14 protein-coding genes and 1 pseudogene are annotated in these 14,334 nt (G+C 59.9%); 8 read left to right on the forward strand and 7 right to left on the reverse strand.

Going from position 1 to position 14,334, the window contains the following annotated elements; translation table 11 throughout:
* Positions 1 to 2: 2 nt before the first annotated feature.
* The 4 genes from BLU24_RS13620 to BLU24_RS13635 form a co-directional block, all read right to left on the reverse strand.
* The gene (locus BLU24_RS13620; protein ID WP_093101047.1) at positions 3 to 2,387 is read right to left on the reverse strand and encodes a DUF3772 domain-containing protein; all 2,385 of its coding nucleotides are present in this window, start codon (positions 2,385 to 2,387) and stop codon (positions 3 to 5) included.
* A 93-nt stretch (positions 2,388 to 2,480) separates the two neighbouring features.
* Positions 2,481 to 2,924, reverse strand: coding sequence for a DUF6130 family protein (locus tag BLU24_RS13625; RefSeq protein ID WP_093101050.1), 444 nt, complete (start codon positions 2,922 to 2,924; stop codon positions 2,481 to 2,483).
* Between the two features lie 138 nt (positions 2,925 to 3,062).
* Positions 3,063 to 3,389, reverse strand: a complete 327-nt coding sequence (locus BLU24_RS13630; protein WP_093101053.1) for a hypothetical protein — start codon at positions 3,387 to 3,389, stop codon at positions 3,063 to 3,065.
* A 116-nt stretch (positions 3,390 to 3,505) separates the two neighbouring features.
* Positions 3,506 to 4,390 (reverse strand): LysR family transcriptional regulator, encoded by an 885-nt coding sequence (locus BLU24_RS13635; protein ID WP_093101056.1) that lies wholly within the window; start codon positions 4,388 to 4,390, stop codon positions 3,506 to 3,508.
* 154 nt (positions 4,391 to 4,544) lie between these two features.
* Here BLU24_RS13635 and BLU24_RS13640 point away from each other — a divergent pair, with 154 nt between their 5' ends.
* The 4 genes and pseudogenes from BLU24_RS13640 to BLU24_RS13655 all read left to right on the forward strand — a co-directional run bounded on the left by BLU24_RS13640 (position 4,545) and on the right by BLU24_RS13655 (position 8,012).
* On the forward strand, positions 4,545 to 4,970 hold the full coding sequence (locus tag BLU24_RS13640) for a VOC family protein (protein ID WP_090283955.1): 426 nt from the start codon (positions 4,545 to 4,547) through the stop codon (positions 4,968 to 4,970).
* A gap of 110 nt (positions 4,971 to 5,080) precedes the next feature.
* Entirely contained in the window at positions 5,081 to 6,358 is a 1,278-nt protein-coding gene (locus tag BLU24_RS13645; RefSeq protein ID WP_093101059.1) for a cation:dicarboxylate symporter family transporter, read from the forward strand.
* A gap of 103 nt (positions 6,359 to 6,461) precedes the next feature.
* Positions 6,462 to 7,565 (forward strand): annotated as a pseudogene (locus BLU24_RS13650) (alkene reductase).
* A 66-nt stretch (positions 7,566 to 7,631) separates the two neighbouring features.
* Positions 7,632 to 8,012: a nuclear transport factor 2 family protein gene (locus BLU24_RS13655; protein ID WP_093101062.1), complete on the forward strand. Its 381-nt coding sequence runs from the start codon at positions 7,632 to 7,634 to the stop codon at positions 8,010 to 8,012.
* 37 nt (positions 8,013 to 8,049) lie between these two features.
* Here the strand turns inward: BLU24_RS13655 and BLU24_RS13660 are convergent, their stop codons facing one another.
* Positions 8,050 to 8,211 (reverse strand): DUF2986 domain-containing protein, encoded by a 162-nt coding sequence (locus BLU24_RS13660; RefSeq protein WP_093101065.1) that lies wholly within the window; start codon positions 8,209 to 8,211, stop codon positions 8,050 to 8,052.
* A gap of 253 nt (positions 8,212 to 8,464) precedes the next feature.
* Between BLU24_RS13660 and BLU24_RS13665 the strand changes: the two genes are divergently transcribed.
* The gene (locus tag BLU24_RS13665; RefSeq protein WP_093101068.1) at positions 8,465 to 8,950 is read left to right on the forward strand and encodes an anti-virulence regulator CigR family protein; all 486 of its coding nucleotides are present in this window, start codon (positions 8,465 to 8,467) and stop codon (positions 8,948 to 8,950) included.
* Between the two features lie 72 nt (positions 8,951 to 9,022).
* On the opposite strand, the gene BLU24_RS13670 is transcribed toward BLU24_RS13665, so the two are convergent.
* Positions 9,023 to 10,564, reverse strand: coding sequence for a class I SAM-dependent methyltransferase (locus BLU24_RS13670; RefSeq protein WP_093101071.1), 1,542 nt, complete (start codon positions 10,562 to 10,564; stop codon positions 9,023 to 9,025).
* A gap of 1,145 nt (positions 10,565 to 11,709) precedes the next feature.
* A complete protein-coding gene (locus BLU24_RS13675) occupies positions 11,710 to 12,171 on the reverse strand; it encodes a hemerythrin domain-containing protein (RefSeq protein ID WP_093101074.1) in 462 nt (153 codons plus the stop codon).
* A 42-nt stretch (positions 12,172 to 12,213) separates the two neighbouring features.
* On the opposite strand from BLU24_RS13675, the gene BLU24_RS13680 reads away from it, so the two are divergent.
* The 3 genes from BLU24_RS13680 (at position 12,214) to BLU24_RS13690 (ending at position 14,331) form a co-directional block, all read left to right on the forward strand.
* Positions 12,214 to 12,465: a hypothetical protein gene (locus tag BLU24_RS13680; RefSeq protein ID WP_157720847.1), complete on the forward strand. Its 252-nt coding sequence runs from the start codon at positions 12,214 to 12,216 to the stop codon at positions 12,463 to 12,465.
* Between the two features lie 42 nt (positions 12,466 to 12,507).
* Positions 12,508 to 13,734 carry a zinc-dependent alcohol dehydrogenase gene (locus tag BLU24_RS13685; RefSeq protein ID WP_093101080.1) on the forward strand — a complete coding sequence of 409 codons (1,227 nt, stop codon included), beginning with the start codon at positions 12,508 to 12,510 and terminating at the stop codon, positions 13,732 to 13,734.
* A gap of 96 nt (positions 13,735 to 13,830) precedes the next feature.
* Positions 13,831 to 14,331 (forward strand): CinA family protein, encoded by a 501-nt coding sequence (locus BLU24_RS13690; protein WP_093101083.1) that lies wholly within the window; start codon positions 13,831 to 13,833, stop codon positions 14,329 to 14,331.
* Positions 14,332 to 14,334 lie beyond the last annotated feature (3 nt).

The following is a 14,334-nucleotide window of genomic DNA, read 5'->3' on the forward strand; positions in this document are numbered from 1 at the left end:
CCTCAACTCGCGGCCGGTGGTTTCGCCAGCGCGATGCCCGCCGCACTCAGACGCTTCAAGATTTCAAACAGCAAATCACTTTTGGTCACCCCGACAATCCTCGGGCTCGCCACGTACCCGGTCACCGTCAGGGTGATCCCGTCCGGCGACAGCTTGCTGAAGCGCACGAACGGCGCCGGTTTATCGAGCAGGGTTTCGTTCTCGCGGTAGGCATCGAGAAGCAGCTCTTTGACTTGCTCAGGGTCGATGTCCAGCGGGAACATCAGCTCCAGCGATGCCACGCCTTGCGCGCTGCCGCCCAGGGTGACGTTGCGCAGGTTCTGCGAGATCAATTGCGAGTTGGGCACGATGACAATCGAGCGGTCGCTGAGCTGAATTTCCGTGGCGCGCACGTTGATCCGGCGGATGTCGCCTTCAACGCCGCTGATGCTGATCAGGTCGCCAACCTTCACCGGCCGTTCAGTCAACAGAATCAGCCCGGAAACGAAATTCTTCACGATCTCCTGCAAACCGAAACCGATGCCCACCGACAGCGCACTGACGATCCACGCCAGATTGGTCCACTGCACGCCCAGCGACGACAGGGTCAGCAGAATCACCAAGGCATAACCGATGTTGGAAAACAGCGTGCTCAGCGACGCGCACATGCCGGGGTCCATCTCGGTCTTGGGCAGGAACTCATTGTCCAGCCAGCGGCTCAGGGTGCGGATCAGCCAGATTCCGATAATCAGCGCGAGCACGGCATTGAGCAGGTGCGCGGGGACGATGTTCAACTTGCGCAACCCGGCGCCGCCGAGGATGACCATGATGTTGCTCAGCAGTTGCCCGAGCGTGGTGCCAATACCGCCGACGAACAGGCTGATCACCGCCAGCAGCATCAGCGCGGCACGGCTGAAGCCCGACAGCAGGATTGCCATCTGATCGAGGCGCCGATCGCCGATGCCGAGCAGTTGCTTGAGAGCCTTGCCACTGGCATGTCGGGGCGAGAACACGTGTTCACAGAGGTCCTTGACCAGTTGGATCAGCAGGTAGAAACCGGACAGGACAATAAAGCCCCAGACCAGCTGGTAACTGATGAACCGCGCCAGCGAAACATAGCCGGCGAGCAGGGCCAGCGCCGAAACCAGAATCGAAACGCTCGCGACCGTGTAGATGATCCCGGCAAAGGTGCTGTTGGCCGCCGCCGCATCGTTGGCCGCGACCAGCGCCTTGCGCACCTTGCCGACCCGCAGCAGCAAGGTCAGGACAATCGCCAGCACCACCATGGCAATGATCCCGCGCCCGGCAATCACGATCTGGCTGCTCATGCCGGTGGCGTTGCTGACCTGGACCAGCGTCACCAACACCAGCAACGTGCAGGATAAAACTCGCGGATACGGCTTGAGCGCCTGCGCCACTGGATCGGCAATCGCCGGCAAGCGCCACGAGGGATGCGCGGTCGACAGCAGGGCGCGGCTCAGGCCGGTGATCAGCACGCAGGCATACACGACCTTTTCGAATTCCTCGGAGAAGGTTTGCAGTACCGGCGACAACGGCTGATGGCGGGTGCACGCATAGAACAGGATTTGCAGGGCGATGGCGGTGGTGGCGATCGTCGCCAGTGCCGAGGCGAAGGCCAGCGCGCTGCGGCGTAGCCGTCCCTCCGGCACGCGATGAATGCACAGCCAGGTCAGGCCGCGCTCGGCCAGCCGGCGTCCGAATGTCCAGACGATAAAGGCCAGAAATACCAGCAGGCTGGTGTAAAAGCGCTCGCCGGGTAGCCACACGCTGGCCCCGGAAGTGCGCAGTTGGTCGACGAAGAAATGCAATCGCCGACGGTCATCTGCGTCGGGATTGACCAGCGGCGACCAAAAGCCTGGATTCAGTACGCTATGGGTGCCCAGCGTCAGTTCGCTTTCCAGCAACGTGCGGCGGATGCCGGCAATCTGGGTGATCAGGTCCGCCGCATTCTGTTTTAGCGCGGCGAGGCTTTTAAGCGTGCTGTCGAGCTTGCTTTTCTGCGCCGTCAGCGTCGCCCGTTGGGCAATGATGTCGGCCTGTTCGGCGGCCACATCGGTGTCCGGCGCGGCGCCCAACACACCCAATTGCACCGCCAGTTGCGCCTGTTGCGGCAACAGCGCAGCCGACAATCGATCGATATCGAGAATGAACGCCTGGACCCGATCCTGCGGTCCTTCGAGCTGGTTGTAATTGTTCGCCGCCGAGATCTGCTGCTTGAGCCCGTCGAGGCGTTGTTGCAGAGCTTGCAGATCACTTTGCGCGATCACCGGCAACGGCGCGGCGGCATTCTGCGCCGGCGCCGGCAAATCCTCCGCCCACAGCGCCAGGCTGCTGCTACCGAGCAGGGTAAGGGCGACCAACAACATCCATTTCAAGGTGTCGCGCATGGCGTGGCGGCTCGCATCGACCAGACAGTCTATGAGGGTAGGTGATCAACCCGAGGGCGGAGGAAAAGTTTGCGCGCCGGCTGCCGACTTCGCTCAGGGCTGCTTGGCGGGCACGACGAAATTCACCGTCGTGCTGGTCAGCACGGTGTGCGTCGGATCGGCAATCTCCAGCAGCACCTTGTGAGCACCGGGGGTCAGGCCGACCAGAATGATCGGATCCTCACTCGTATGGGCCCAGGTGCCTTGCCAGTCATCAACGGTGACGTGCAGATGGCCCAGACGCGGCGAGACCAGCACCGCCGCTTTGCCGAACACCGGCATGATCCGCGTGTGTTCGGTGCGGTATTGAATGATCACCACGCCACGGGCCAGCGGCTCGGCGAGCGGCGGGTAGGCAGTAAGCATGGGCGCGGCTTCGGAAGCCAGCGGGAGCAGGGCGGGTGGTTGCTGCGGGTCGGCCTCGGTTTGCGCGTCGGCGCTCATGGCAAGCAGAAGTGAAGCCGTCGGGGCGAGCAGAAATCTGATCGCGAGGGACATGATTTGTTTGCTCCCGCATAAGGTTACTCAAGGTTAGTTGAGAGCAGGAGGTTACGCGCAGTATTGCGCAAGCCCAAACGCAAAAAGCCCGACGGCGAGGTCGGGCTTTTCTTCGGTGACCGCGGTGAAACGCGGCATTCAGACGGCGCGGCGTTCGATCAGACGGTCAGAACCGCCTTCGGCTACTGCATCGCTGAACAGCGGGTCGGTCTCGGTCGCGGCGACGGCGTCGCTGAACAAGGGATCGGTTTCAGTGGCGGCTACGGCGTCGCTGAACAGCGGATCGGTTTCGGTCGCGGCGACGGCATCGCTGAACAGTGGATCGGTTTGCGTGGCAGCAGCGGTGCGTTGTTCCAGCAAACGGTCGGAACCCCCTTCGACAACCAGCGGCTGCGCAGGGGTAGCGGCGAAAGCGTTCAGTGCGAAGAGCGAGAAAGCGATGCTGAGAAGGGCTTGGCGTTTCATGATGGTGTGCTCCGTTGGGTAGTGGTTGGGTCTGGAGCCGATCTTACGCCGCGGCACTGATAAGAGAACTTCATTGAGTTAATGGTTGTTATTGACGCAGTTAATGGTTGGGCCGGTCAAGCCTGCTCGCTGCGGGGCTTGAGCTGAGTGCTGATCAACTCGGCGAGGACACGCACAGGCTCGGTGAAAGTCTCGCGCGCTCGGTGGACGAGGCCGATGTCGCGGTGAAACGTGTGCGGCCCAAGATCGAAGGCGCGGACGCCGGCAGGCCATTCAAAGTCGGGCGAGGTTTGCGGCACCAGCGCCACACCGACGCCGTTTTCGACGAGTTTGATGATCGCCTCCAGTTCGTCCAGCTCACAGACTTCGCGCAGGTTGAAATGCATCTGGCGCAAAAACCGGTCGACCTGTCTGCCGCCAAAGGAGGAGCGGTCATAGCGGATAAACGGTTGGCTGCTCAGCAATTGCGTCCAGTCATCGCCCGCCATATCGCGGGGCACGATCAACCGATACGGCTCGAGGGCCAGGGTGGTCCAGCGCAAATCACTCTGCAGCGAGAAGGGCGGGCGAATGACCACAGCCATGTCGATCTCGCCGGTATCCACCAGATTGACCAGCTCCATCGACAGGCCCGGAATCACCCGGGTTCGGCAGTACGGACATTGTTGGTGAAAGCGCGCCAGCGCATCCGGTAGATAGGAGCGCTGCACCGAAGCAATCGCGCCAAGGTTGACCAGCACACTGGGCGGCAGGCCCACCGCCGTCGAACCGAGGTTGTCATAGAGCCTGAGCAAGTCCTGGGCTTGCAGCAGGATCTGCTGGCCCATCTTGTTCAGGTGCGCCGAGCGGCCCTTTCGGTCGAAGATCTCGAAACCGAGTTCGGCTTCCAGGCGCTGCATCTGCGCGCTGACCGCGGCCTGCGTCAGGCCGATCCGGTTACCGGCCGCCGCGAAGGTGCCTTCACGCGCAACGGCAATAAGTGTTTTCAGTTCTTTGATCATTCACAAATATTAGTTGTGAGTCTGAGAAATATATATTGATTTTTATGTTGGGTTTTTCGTCCTAGGATGTTTTTCATCCCGGCGCTGGCTGAACCGCAAGAGCCGATGTCGCTGTGACTTGTTTGCCAACCAACAAAACGATCCTGGAGCTCTGATGACTCTCTCGCCTTTTCACCTCGCTATCCCTGTTTATGACCTGGCTGCGGCGCGCACTTTTTACGGTGAAGTCTTCGGTCTTGAAGAAGGACGCTCAAGCACTCAATGGGTCGACTTCAACTTTTACGGCCATCAACTGGTGATTCACGAACATCCGAAAACCGCCTCTCAAGAGAGCGTGCACAGCAACCCGGTTGACGGTCATGACGTGCCGGTGCCGCACTTCGGCATTATTCTCGGCTGGCAACAATGGGAGGCACTGGCAGAACGTCTGAAGTCGTTCGGCACGCAGTTCGTGATCGAACCGTACATTCGCTTTCAGGGCCAGGTCGGTGAACAAGCCACCATGTTTCTCTTCGATCCCTGCGGCAATGCCCTGGAATTCAAGGCGTTCAAGGATATGAGCCAGCTCTTCGCCAAGTAACAACTGCCATGGCACAACAGCGTTGTGCCATTTCTCACAGTGAGCTGGAAGCTCATGACTCTAGCAACTGCCTTTTGCGCAGACCGTTCATTCCAACAAGAAGGCTAGACATGAAACGTATTCCCCTGGTGTGGCAAATCGTTGCCGGGCTGGTGCTTGGCGTGCTCGTCGGTTGGTATTTCAATACCCATCCGCAGTATCAAATGTGGGTCAGCGCGGAGATCCTTAAACCGCTCGGCGACATTTTTATCAAGATGATGAAGATGGTGGTGGTGCCGATTGTGTTCTGTTGCATGATTCTGGGGATTGCCGGCGGTGGCGATAACAAATCGTTCGGTCGTATGGGCGCCAAGTCGTTGGGCTATTTCTTCGCGATCACGGCGCTGGCGATCGTCATCGGACTGTGTTTTGCCAACCTGTTCGAACCGGGTGCAGGCACCGATATTTCCGGCATTTCGCACAACGCCGCTGAGATCAAACTGGAGCCGTCCAAAGGTGCTCTGGTGATCCTGCAGAACATCGTCCCGGACAATGTGCTGGTGGCCATGTCGGAAGCGAAGTTGCTCTCCGTATTGTTCTTCGCGGTGTTGTTTGGCCTGGCCTTGAATGCACTGCCCAAAGACAAGAGTGCGCCAGCCATCGCTTTGGTGCAGAGCATTTCCGATGCGATGTTCAAGGTGGTTTCCATGGTCATGGCCTACGCGCCAATTGGCGTGTTCGGCATGATCGGTGCGACCGTCGCGACGTTTGGTTTTGCCTCACTGTTGCCGTTGCTCAAGTTGATCGGCGTGGTCTATCTGGCGCTGGTTGTCTTTGCCTTGGTGATACTCGGCGGGATTTGCTACCTGATCGGCGAGAACATTTTCAAGTTGATCGGCTACTTCCGCAACGAGCTGATCCTGGCGTTTTCCAGTGCCGCTTCGGCGGCGGTCATGCCGCAGTTGATGAGCAGACTCGAGCAGTACGGCGTACCGCGGCGGATTGTCAGTTTCGTGGTGCCGGTGGGCTATGCCTTCAATCTCGATGGGGCATCGATTTTCCTTGGCGTCGCGACGATTTTTGTTGCGCAGCTATACGCCATCGACCTGTCACTGTCGCAGCAGATATTGCTGGTGGTGACCATGGTGCTGACGTCCAAGGGCGCAGCGGGCGTACCGGGGTTCGCCATCATCATTCTTTCCGCGACCCTGGCGTCGGCCGGCCTGCCGCTGGAGGGCGTGGCGTTGATCGCGGGGATTTTCCGGATCATCGACAGCGGCACCACGACGCTGAACGTACTGGGCAATGCCATCGCGCCGCTGGTGATTGCCAAGTGGGAAAAAATCGCACTGCAACCCGGTGCCGCCGAGGCAAATGTGAAACACCAGGCGCCGCTGCACTGCCACTGAACGTCCACTCAACGGACGCTTGAAACAAGCAATCGCCCGCTGGCTCAGGGGCGTTTTTTTAACGCTGGTTGCTAGACGACCAGTCTAATGTTTTGGAGGTTAGATGATTGATCACGCGGCTGACACCGACCTTTTTTCACCCGTCACCTTCGGCGCGCTGCACTTGGCCAATCGCATCGTCATGGCCCCGGTGACGCGCAGCCGAATGGCCAACGACGGCGTGCCCAACGCCATGCATGCGACTTATTACGCCCAGCGCGCCACGGCCGGATTGATCATCGCGGAGGCGACGAATATTTCTGCCCAAGGTCGCGGCTATGCGATGACGCCAGGTATCTGGACGCAGGAGCAGGTCGCTGGCTGGAAGACTGTCACCGATGCGGTGCACGCCGCCGGCGGCAAGATCATCTGCCAGTTGTGGCACGTCGGGCGGTTTTCCAGTGTCGAGTTGCAGCCGGACGGCCAAGCCCCTGTTGCACCTTCGGCGATCAAGGCTGAGGGCAGCACCTACACCGAATAAGGCTTCGTCGACGTGTCAATGCCGCGCGCACTCGAAACAGCGGAGATTGCCGGCGTCATAGAGCAATACCGGCGTGCCGCGCAGAATGCCAAACAGGCGGGTTTCGATGGCGTGGAAGTGCATTCGGCGAACAGCTATCTGCTCGATCAGTTTTTGCGAGACTCGACCAACCAGCGCAGCGATCAGTACGGCGGCAGCATCGAAAACCGTACGCGCCTGACCCTGGAAGTCACCCGCGCGGTGATTGATGTGTGGGGCAGCGACCGCGTCGGTATTCGTCTTTCGCCGGTTACCCCTGATGCCGGCAACACGCCGCCCGACAGCAATGTCATGGCGACTTACGGCTATCTCATCCAGCAGCTCAATCCATTGAATCTGGCCTACCTGCATTTCGTCGAAGGGGCGACAGCCACGTCGCGCAGCGTGCCGGAAGGTGTTGATCTGGACGCGCTGAGTGCGCAGTTCACCGGGCCGTTCATCGGCAACAACAACTACGACCTGCCAATGGCCCTCGAGCGACGCGCACAAGGACGGATCGATGCGGTGGCGTTCGGACGGCTGTTCATCGCCAACCCCGATCTGGTCGAGCGCCTGCGTCGCGGAATCGAACTGACCATCGCGCCGCGTGAGAGCTACTACGGCGGCGGCGCCAAAGGCTACATCGACTGGCCCACCGCCAGCGCCTGATCAACCCCCGTTGCCGCGTCAGCCTTGGCTGGCGGCAGCCTTTTCACTCAAAACAGGAACCCCACCATGACCACTCCCACCTACGTGCAGGAATACAACGCGATCGTCGCCGTCCTCAGCCAGTACAACGAGGGCGGCGCGAAAGCTGACAGTGCTCTGATGAAACCGGCATTCCATCCGCAGGCGACGATGTTTGGCGTCGACGGCGAGCGCCTGGTCGGCGGCGCGATCCAGAATCTCTACGACGTGATCGACACGTCCTTTCGCCCATCGCCCGAAGCTCAGGCGGCGATCGTGCGGATCGATATCGTCGGCACTGCCGCCAGCGCGCGAGTCGATACCGACAATGTCTCGGGCTTTCGTTTCACCGATTTTTTCAATCTGCTGAAGGTTGAAGGGCAGTGGACGATTGTCAGCAAGATTTACCACACGCATTCGGACGTTTGATCGAGCGGGTCAGCGCGTTGCTACCAGGCAACGCGCTTCAAGCGTAACGTTCGTCGCTCTCGACCGGCTCCGCGGCTTCAGCGGCCAGTTTCAAGCGATCCGCCTTGCTGATGTACCTGGGCTTTTTCGGTGCCAGTTTGGCACTGGCCTTCTTGGCCTTTTCCTTGAACAGTTGTTTGAGTTTCTTCTGGCGGTTCATCTGGGGTGCTCGGCAGGCAAGTGGGGGCGACTGGCGCAGTACGGTGGACGGATACGCGGCTGACGGTTGAAAAGGCGCGAATCCTGACCCAAGCGCCGGGCCAAGGCAATGTCAATTTGTTAGAGAAACAGTGAAGCCTCGCACAGTCTGCAGCCCGGCCGCTTGGTTAACCGATGGTCAGCGCGGGGAAATAAACTAAGCTGAGGTTCAGCGTCCATATGACAGTGAAGCTTCCCGCCATGAAGGAGTACCCATGATCAGCTCTCGTAAATGGATTGCCACGGCGTCGTCCCTTGCACTGGTTTTAGCGTCTGCGGTGGCTTCGGCCGACCCCGGAAACGGCAAAGGGCAGGGCAACGGCAAAGGCAATCCGCAGAACATGCAGGATCACGGTAAACAGAAAGGCCAGGGTAATCAGGGTGGGCAAGGCAAGCAGGGAGGCCAAGGCAACCAAGGCCACGGGGGCGGTCCGAGTATTGATCGCGGCAACATCCTCGGAATTGTTGGTGGCTATCGCGACTACTGGAGTCCGGGGCCGGCGTTGCCGCCGGGCATCCAGAAAAATCTGGCGCGAGGTAAACCGCTGCCACCCGGTATCGCGAAGAAACTGGACGGGCGCCTGCTAGGGCACTTGCCACGTTACGACGGCTACGAATGGCAGCAGGTGGGGACGGATCTGATTCTAGTCGCGCTGGCTACCGGTGTGATTTACGAAATACTCGATGGCGCCTTTGATTAAACGGCGCGGCCATTGAGACAACGCGCAAGCGCCGACAGGATTGCCCGCTGGTGCTTGCGCACATACTGCACATCAAGCGATTTTCAACGCTCTGAGTACCACCAGCGATTGCTCGGCAAACGCTTGCGCCTGCTCGGTCAGTTCAGCGAGGTTTTGTTCGGCAGTGAGCAACGGCTGGTCGCCCTTGATCAGCACTTCGCCTTGTTCGCTGATCACACCCCAGGCCAGTTGCGCCCATTCGGCTGGGTGCTTTCTACCTTGCTTGATGGAAATCAGGAACAGTTGCTGGAAACGGCTGACCGTCACGCCACCACCGGTGACCGGGCTGGACAGCACCTGAACCCTGGCGGTGAACAGGGAGCGTTTGCACAATTGCAGATTGAGCGCCGCGCAGCGGTCCTGCACTTGCAATTCAGCCGCTTCGCTCTGGCACGGCGCCACGACCCCCATGCCGACCAGCACGGCAAGCGCTTGTTCTAGATCGTCGAAGGTCAGCGGCGCCGTCGCCCCGAGCAATTGGCGCATTGATTTTGCGGCATACGTCTGGTCCGCCAGTGCGTCCAGTACCGGGCCATAAATCTCCGCTTGCAACGAGGCTTCGCCGGCCGGACCGGTGACGGCGGTGGGTACGCTTGTTGCCGGTTGCAGCAGCACGAAGCGCGTATGCAGCATCTGAGCGCGGCGCTCGGGCGCAGACAGACGATTGGCCCCGCGCACGTACAGATCGCGGCGGAAATGCTGATTGACGAAATAGTCGCGCGCCTGCTCGCGCATGACCGGATGCTCAATGGTTTCGAGGAAATCCATCGCCTCCGCGCTCAGGTTCAGCGGATCGACTGAGTCCAGCGGTACCGCGGTCGTCGCGTAATCGAGCTTGGCAGGTGCGAGGGCATCGACCATGTCGGCGAAGTACATGCAGTTCCAGTCGCGGTTGAAATATTCATGGGCGACGTACTGACGATCCTGGCCCTTGATGCTCTGCAGTCGCGCACCCAGACTCGGCGCCGCCGCGGCGTATTTCGGGTTGGCTGCCAGCAGCGCCTCGGAGAACTGCAGCGCAGCATCGATGCGCTGATCCGGACGCGCAGAGGTGTTAGCGAAGCGGTCATGCAGACTGAACAACTGGCGCAACGGTGCCGATGGCGACCAGCCCGGAAAACTGTTGTAGCTGACGTACAGATGACCACCGGGTTTGAGGTGACGGCGGGTGAATTCGACGATCAGCTTCTGGTTGTCGCGGCTGACCCAGGTCCAGATGCCGTGCAGGCTGATGCTGTCGAACTGCGGCAGGTCATCACGCGCCAGCAGTTGCTCGAAACTGTCGTCGTAGAGGCGGGCACCATTGTTGGCCGCCGCTGCCAGCTCAACGGCATAAGCCGCCTGGCCCGGATGAAAGTCCGTACCGACAAACGTGCCCGGATTAGCGGTGGCGTGGATATTGATCGACACGCCCTGACCGAAACCGAGTTCGCAGTGGTAGCCGTCGGAACTGTCCAGACTGGCAAAACCGCGCAACAACAGGCAGTAGCGCTGGAACACCGGGTTGATCTCCCGGCTGTAGCTGTAGGTGTAGCCTTCGTCGGTGAAATAGCCTTCGTTCCAGGCGTTGCTCATGGTTGACGTCTCTTGTTCTTGAAATGAAAGCAGTCGTTATAAGGGGTTGTCGGGGCGCGCGACAAGCGAAAAGACAAAAGCCCCTCACCCTAGCCCTCTCCCGGAGGGAGAGGGGACTGACCGCGGTGGATGCGAGGGATACGCCGATATGAAATACCGAGTCGTACGCGATTTCGAAACCAACCGAAATCGGCTCCCTCTCCCGGATGAGAGGGGACTGACCGCGGTGGATGCGAGGGATACGCCGATATGAAATACCGAGTCGTACGCGATTTCGAAACCAACCGAAATCGGCTCCCTCTCCCGGATGAGAGGGGACTGACCGCGGTGGATGCGAGGGATACGCCGATATGAAATACCGAGTCGTACGCGATTTCGAAACCAACCGAAATCGGCTCCCTCTCCCGGATGAGAGGGGACTGACCGCGGTGGATGCGAGGGATATGCCGATATGAAATACCGAGTCGTACGCGATTTCGAAGCCGCCCGAGATCGGCTCCCTCTCCCGGATGAGAGGGGACTGACCGCGGTGGATGCGAGGAATACGTCGATATGAAATACCGAGTCGTACGCGATTTCGAAACCAACCGAAATCGGCTCCCTCTCCCCGGAGGGAGAGGGGACTGACCGCGGTGGATGCGAGGGATACGCCGATGTGAAATACCGAGTCGTACGCGATTTCGAAGCCGCCCGAGATCGGCTCCCTCTCCCGGATGAGAGGGGACTGACCGCGGTGGATGCGAGGGATACGCCGATATGAAATACCGAGTCGTACGCGATTTCGAAACCAACCGAAATCGGCTCCCTCTCCCGGATGAGAGGGGACTGAACGCGGTGGATGCGAGGGATACGTCGATATGAAATACCGAGTCGTACGCGATTTCGAAACCAACCGAAATCGGCTCCCTCTCCCGGATGAGAGGGGACTGACCGCGGTGGATGCGAGGGATACGTCGATATGAAATACCGAGTCGTACGCGATTTCGAAGCCGCCCGAGATCGGCTCCCTCTCCCTCGGGAGAGGGCTGGGGTGAGGGGAGAATGCACCGCCGAACCAAAGCCGACCACAACCGCCATCGCTAGCAACTGCGCGAGCGCCAGGCAAAAAAAGCCCGGCCAAAGCCGGGCCAAACCACGCGTAATCCTTAAGCAGCCATTTCCTTCTTGTAACTGGCCTTCATGGCCTCCATCTGCGCGCCCAGCTCATCGAGCTTCGCCTTGCCCAACAGCTGCCTGGCCTTGGGAAACATCTCCGATTCCTCTTCTTCGATATGGTGCTCAAGCAGCTCCTTGACCACCTTCACCCGGCCAGCGAACTCAGGCGTGCCCGGGTCGGTTTCCTTCAGATCCGGCAGCACCAGCGAATCCACGGTGCGGTGTTCTTCCTTGGCCTCGTAATACATCACGTCCTCTTCCTTGCTGCCCGCTTCCTTGAATGCGGGATAGAGGATTTCTTCTTCAAGACGGGTATGAATCGAGACTTCCATCTCCAGCTTGGCCAGCAGCTCGGGGCGTTTTTTCAACGCCCGTTCAGTCGACTCGCTCAGTTGGCTAAGGATGTCTTTGACTTTTTCATGATCGGCTTTGAGTAGGTCGATGGCGTTCATTATTTATTGGCCTCTGCTATCACGGTATGAACACAGGCCTCTATGGGCCGTGCGGTGTATTCCCTGTCTACAACGCATGAGCTGTGCCAACTTGCAGTGATCGGCCAAACCGCGCTGGATCAAGGCTTTGCCGGAGCCGCGACAAAACCGCTTCGTGCACTCTGCATGAAGCGCATCGTGCACGCCTTGCAGATTACCAATCTGAACAAAACCGAGCCTGCTGCCACCGCAGCCATTGATCCGCTGCGGCAAAATTTCACTGAACTCCTGCAGAACGCTGCGCTTCCGAAATGAAGAGACTCACGCCATTTCATTGATCAGGAAGAGGACCTTGCCATGCGTGCAATGACCTACCACGGCGCTCACGATGTGAGAGTCGAAACCGTGCCGGATCCGAAGCTCGAAGCCCCCGATGACATCATTTTGCGCGTCACCGCGACCGCCATTTGCGGCTCCGATTTGCACTTGTACCGAGGCAAGATTCCCACTGTCGAACACGGCGATATCTTCGGCCATGAATTCATGGGCATCGTCGAAGAAACCGGGCCGGAGGTGACTGCGGTACAGCGCGGTGATCGCGTGGTGATTCCGTTCGTGATCGCCTGCGGTGGCTGCTTCTTCTGCCAGATGGAACTCTATGCCGCGTGCGAAACCACCAACCCCGGTCGCGGCGCAATCCTCAACAAAAAATCCATCACACCGCCGGCGGCGTTGTTCGGCTTCAGTCGCTTGTACGGCGGCATTCCCGGCGGGCAGGCGGAGCTTGTGCGCGTGCCCAAGGCCAACACCGGACCATTCAAGGTGCCGGGCACGCTGGCGGACGAAAAGGTGTTGTTCCTGTCGGACATCTTGCCGACTGCCTGGCAAGCGGTGAACAACGCGCAGATCGGCAAGGGCTCGACCGTCGCCATTTACGGTGCCGGCCCGGTCGGGCTGCTCAGCGCAGCGTGCGCGAAAATGCTCGGTGCCGAGCAGATCTTCATGGTCGATCACCATCCGTATCGGCTGGAATACGCGCAGCGCACCTATGGCGTGATTCCAATCAACTTCGATGAAGACGACGATCCGGCTGACACGATCATTCGGCAGACGGCCGGCCATCGCGGCGTTGACGGGGTGATCGATGCAGTGGGGTTCGAGGCCAAGGGCAGCACCACCGAAACGGTGCTGGCTACGCTCAAGCTCGAAGGCAGCAGTGGCAAGGCCCTGCGTCAGTGCATCGCCGCTGTGCGGCGTGGCGGTGTGGTCAGCGTGCCAGGTGTGTATGCCGGGTTTATTCATGGATTCCTGTTTGGCGATGCGTTCGACAAGGGCCTGACGTTCAAGATGGGCCAGACCCATGTCCAGCGCTACCTGCCGGAGCTGCTCGGGCATATCGAAACCGGAGCGCTGCAACCCGACGCGATCATCACCCACCGGCTCTCGCTGGAGCAGGCGGCCGAGGGCTACAAGCTCTTCGACAAGAAGCAGGAAAATTGCCGCAAGGTGATCCTCACGCCCGGCAGCAGCGACGTGCCGCTGGCGGAAACCACGGAGACGCCACCGTGGGTGCCCGCCACTTGAGGGAACCGGCGAGCCCGGCGTCTACCGGGCTCGCTGAACGTGGGAATGATCACCGCGGTATGCGGTCAACCGGCAATAATTCCAAGAGTGAGCGTCATGTCTATCGCCAATGAAACGGTCGATTATTTGCGCGACCATTCGCTGACCATCACCACGGCGGAATCGTGCACCGCTGGCAACATTGTCATGCTGCTGTCCGAGGTGCCGGGCAGCGGCCAACTGATCGAGAGCGGCTATGTAGTGTATTCACCGCAGGCCAAGCAACGGCTGCTGCATGTCAGCCCGGACACCATCGAAACCTTCAACCTGACCAGCGTTGAAGTCGCGCGGGAAATGGCGATCGGTGCGTTGCGTGACAGCACCGCCAACGTCGCCGTTGCGACCACGGGGATTCTCGGTCCTGACGACGTCGACGGCATCGCTGCCGGCACCGTCTGTTTCGCCTGGGCCTTCCAGCTGGACGGACAACACGCCGTATTCACGCGCCAGCAATGGTTTCCCGGTTCGCGTGTAGAGGTGCTGCAGATTGCTTCGGAATTCGCCTTGCAGCAACTGCCGCACTTCCATCAACGAGCCCTGCGCGGCGAGCGAGGCTGAACC

The sequence above is a fragment of the Pseudomonas sp. Z003-0.4C(8344-21) genome (assembly GCF_900104975.1).
In the GTDB taxonomy this organism is placed as follows: Bacteria; Pseudomonadota; Gammaproteobacteria; order Pseudomonadales; family Pseudomonadaceae; genus Aquipseudomonas; species Aquipseudomonas granadensis.